This window comes from Streptosporangium sp. NPDC005286 (assembly GCF_040607515.1).
Classification (GTDB): Bacteria; Actinomycetota; Actinomycetes; order Streptosporangiales; family Streptosporangiaceae; genus Streptosporangium.
This window is the reverse complement of sequence record NZ_JBEXGU010000365.1, coordinates 1-2884: the sequence shown is the minus strand read 5'-3', so window position 1 is coordinate 2884 and position 2884 is coordinate 1. Positions and strand designations below refer to the sequence as shown.

Below are 2884 nucleotides of genomic sequence, written 5' to 3'. Positions count from 1 at the left end.
GCGGCGCTCGGCGGGGGTACTCCAACCGAGCGTCTCGCTTATGCTTCTCCTGCCAGCAGCTGATCACCGTGTTGCGACGACCCCTGGAATTCGCCCCGAGCCGGGAGGGCGCTCGCGTGCACCGGACCGGACACGGTCTGCGATCAGGCGTGGCGGTGCATGCCACCGTCGATGTGGATGGTCTCAGCGGCGATGTCGCCGGCGACATGTTCCGGTAGGTCACCGCGGCGGGCGACCGGGAGCAACCCGGCCCCCTCCGCCGCCGGCCCATGGGCGATCGCCCGCCCGATGCCCATGCCCGCACGCGCTCCCGCGAGCCCGAGGTCCATCAGGGGGTGCCGATCGGCACGAGCTCGTGGTAGCGGCCGTCCAGATAGGCCAGCGGGGCGTTGTCGCCGCCACCGTTCATACAGGCCTCCACCACCCGGCCGATCACGATCGTGTGGTCGCCGGCCTGGACGCGCTCGGTGAGCAGGCACCTCACCCAGGTCGCGACCCCGTGTAGCAACGGTTCGCCGGAGGAGAGGGCGGTCCACATCTCCGGGTCGCTGAAGCGCTCCTGCGCGCTGCGCGCGAAGCGGGTCGCCAGGTCCGACTGCCCGGCCTCCGGCCAGTGGATGAGCACGCTCTCGGCCCTGGAGAGCGCCGCCAGGCTCGATGAGGTCTGCGCGATCGCGAACGACAGCAGCGGCGGGTCCATCGACACCGAGACGACCGAGGTCGCGGTGAACCCCACAGGTCCGCTCGGTGACCCGAGCGTCACCACGGTGACCCCCGCCGGATGGCGCCGGAACACCGAACGGAACAACTCACCTGACACAGAGTGCTCAACAGTCACAGCAACCATCCCGCCACTTCCAGATCGGTGATCGATTCACCGTGTTCACCAGCCGATCGAGAGCGTCCGAGCTCAGAGCGAGGCTGAGCAGAGCCGGGTGGCATAACCAGCCAGCCTGGACATCTCGACCTTAAAAGGCGGTGGTGCAAATGTCAAGCAATTGCTTGCTTTACATACGACGGCGCAGCGCCCGTACCGCTTCGAAACTCATCACACATGGCCTGAACTGGAGGTATGCGGCTCACGACACTCGTTGATCACTCCCCAGCGCCCGATCCAGTCTTCCACCGGCACGACGGCTTGCCCCGTTCTTCGTGATCGGGTGGTCGTTACGGCGGGATCGGTACGGTGATCGACATGCCCGCCGAGCACCCGATCGGAGGTGTCGCTCGTCGTAGATCAGCATCCGGTCGGCGCACTCGGCCCACCCCCTGCCGGAGTCGCCCCGGCTCGGCGGACAAGTCAGGGCTTTCGGCCACCCGGCAGCACAGCCGTCTCCGTGGGCGTTCTCGAGGGCCTGATCTCTGTTGCGGCTTGTTGATCCCGCCGTGCGATCAACGCGCGATCGGCGCCACTGGAGGCACTTCGCCGCCGCCGGCCCGGCACTCGCGAAAGCCACACTCGGGCAAGGCCTACCGGCGCGTCACGCGGGCGACGAATTCCACCCAGCCCACCTCGAGGCGCTCCGCGGACAGGTTGCGTTCACTGCGCAGATAGTCGATGAGCGCCGTGTCCAGGTAGCCGAGCAGCGCTTCCGCGAGGAGCTCGATGTCGCCGGTGACGCCGGCCTCGCGCAGCAGGACCGCCACATGCGTGACGCGGACTGCACGAGCCGGAACGGCGTAACGACGCTTGGAACACTGCTCCGCCTCAAGGTACAGGTCGGTGTACTTCATCAGATGACGAAGGGTCGCGACACCAAACGCCTCAAGCCGCTCCACCGCCGGTGCACCGGGCCCGAGCGGAGGGGGGCCGGACAGAAACGTCTCCTGATACTCGCGCTCCGCGTGGTCCAGCAGGGCGCGCATCAGACCCACTCGGTCGCCGAAACGACGGAAGACCGTGCCCTTGCCGACCGAGGCGGCGACGGCGACGGCCTCCATCGTCACGTGTTCCGCGCCTCGCTCCGCCACCAGCCGGGACGCGGCCTCAAGCAGGCGCATCCGGTTGCGTGCCGCGTCGGCACGCTCCTGATGACGCTCGTCCGCCAGAGGCAGCCCCCGCATCGGGGGCGATGCGACCTGAGTGGGGGCGGGGGGTCGGGTCATCTGCCCAGCATAGCGCGCTCGGCCACAAGTGGACCGCAGTCCGCTTATGTGATACATCTCCTTTCGGGACGATTGTCCATAAATGACCGTTCTTGCCTCCAATGGGAGTTTTCATGTCCGTCCGCATCCTCGCCCTCGTCGGCAGCCTCCGGGCCGCCTCGCACAATCGGCAGCTCGCCGAAGCGGCCGTCAAGCTCGCCCCCGAGGGCGTCGAGGTCGAGATTTGCGAGGGTCTCGCCGACGTCCCGTTCTACAACGAGGACATCGACGTCGAGGGCAGCGTTCCCGAGGCCGCCCTGAAGCTCCGCGAGGCCGGCCGGCGGGCCGATGCCTTCCTCCTCTTCTCGCCCGAGTACAACGGCACGATTCCGGCCGTCCTGAAGAACGCGATCGACTGGTACTCCCGTCCCATGGGCTCCGGCACCTTCGTGGGCAAGCCCGTGGCGGTCGTCGGCACGGCGTACGGCCAGTACGGCGGCGTGTGGGCCCAGGACGAGGCACGCAAGGCCATCGGCATCGCAGGCGGCACCGTCCTCGACGACGTCAGGCTTTCGATCCCCGGCTCCATCGTCCGCTTCGCCGAGACTCACCCGGTCGACGACAGCGAGATCACCGAGAGGCTGCCCGCCGTGCTGAAGCAGGTGGCCGCCGCGGCCGAGCAGGCCGCGGCGGCCTGAGGAACACAGCCGTCCCCGTCGGCTCTGGAACGCCTGTCCACTTCGGCCGGGAGGGTTCGTGTCCCGTCGTCCGCACCGCCGGAACAGCTGTTCCGGCGGTG

4 protein-coding genes are annotated in these 2884 nt (G+C 68.3%); 1 reads left to right on the top strand and 3 read right to left on the bottom strand.

What is annotated here, in order from left to right:
* Positions 1 to 143 precede the first annotated feature (143 nt).
* The 3 genes from ABZU75_RS46070 to ABZU75_RS46060 form a co-directional block, all read right to left on the bottom strand.
* Positions 144 to 329 carry a hypothetical protein gene (locus tag ABZU75_RS46070; RefSeq protein ID WP_355569805.1) on the bottom strand — a complete coding sequence of 62 codons (186 nt, stop codon included), beginning with the start codon at positions 327 to 329 and terminating at the stop codon, positions 144 to 146.
* Complete coding sequence (locus tag ABZU75_RS46065; RefSeq protein ID WP_350910964.1) at positions 329 to 820, bottom strand: flavin reductase family protein; 492 nt, start codon at positions 818 to 820, stop codon at positions 329 to 331. Before ABZU75_RS46065 ends, ABZU75_RS46070 begins: the two co-directional genes overlap by 1 nt.
* 650 nt (positions 821 to 1470) lie before the next feature.
* The gene (locus tag ABZU75_RS46060) at positions 1471 to 2106 is read right to left on the bottom strand and encodes a helix-turn-helix domain-containing protein (protein WP_355569801.1); all 636 of its coding nucleotides are present in this window, start codon (positions 2104 to 2106) and stop codon (positions 1471 to 1473) included.
* 113 nt (positions 2107 to 2219) lie between these two features.
* Here ABZU75_RS46060 and ABZU75_RS46055 point away from each other — a divergent pair, with 113 nt between their 5' ends.
* Positions 2220 to 2783, top strand: coding sequence for an NADPH-dependent FMN reductase (locus ABZU75_RS46055; protein WP_355569798.1), 564 nt, complete (start codon positions 2220 to 2222; stop codon positions 2781 to 2783).
* Positions 2784 to 2884 lie beyond the last annotated feature (101 nt).

What these genes read in the sequence shown, in the direction of transcription:
- ABZU75_RS46060 (WP_355569801.1), bottom strand. Translation starts at nt 2,106, where the DNA reads ATGACCCGACCCCCCGCCCCCACTCAGGTCGCATCGCCCCCGATGCGG.
- ABZU75_RS46070 (WP_355569805.1), bottom strand. Translation starts at nt 329, where the DNA reads ATGGACCTCGGGCTCGCGGGAGCGCGTGCGGGCATGGGCATCGGGCGG.
- ABZU75_RS46055 (WP_355569798.1), top strand. Translation starts at nt 2,220, where the DNA reads ATGTCCGTCCGCATCCTCGCCCTCGTCGGCAGCCTCCGGGCCGCCTCG.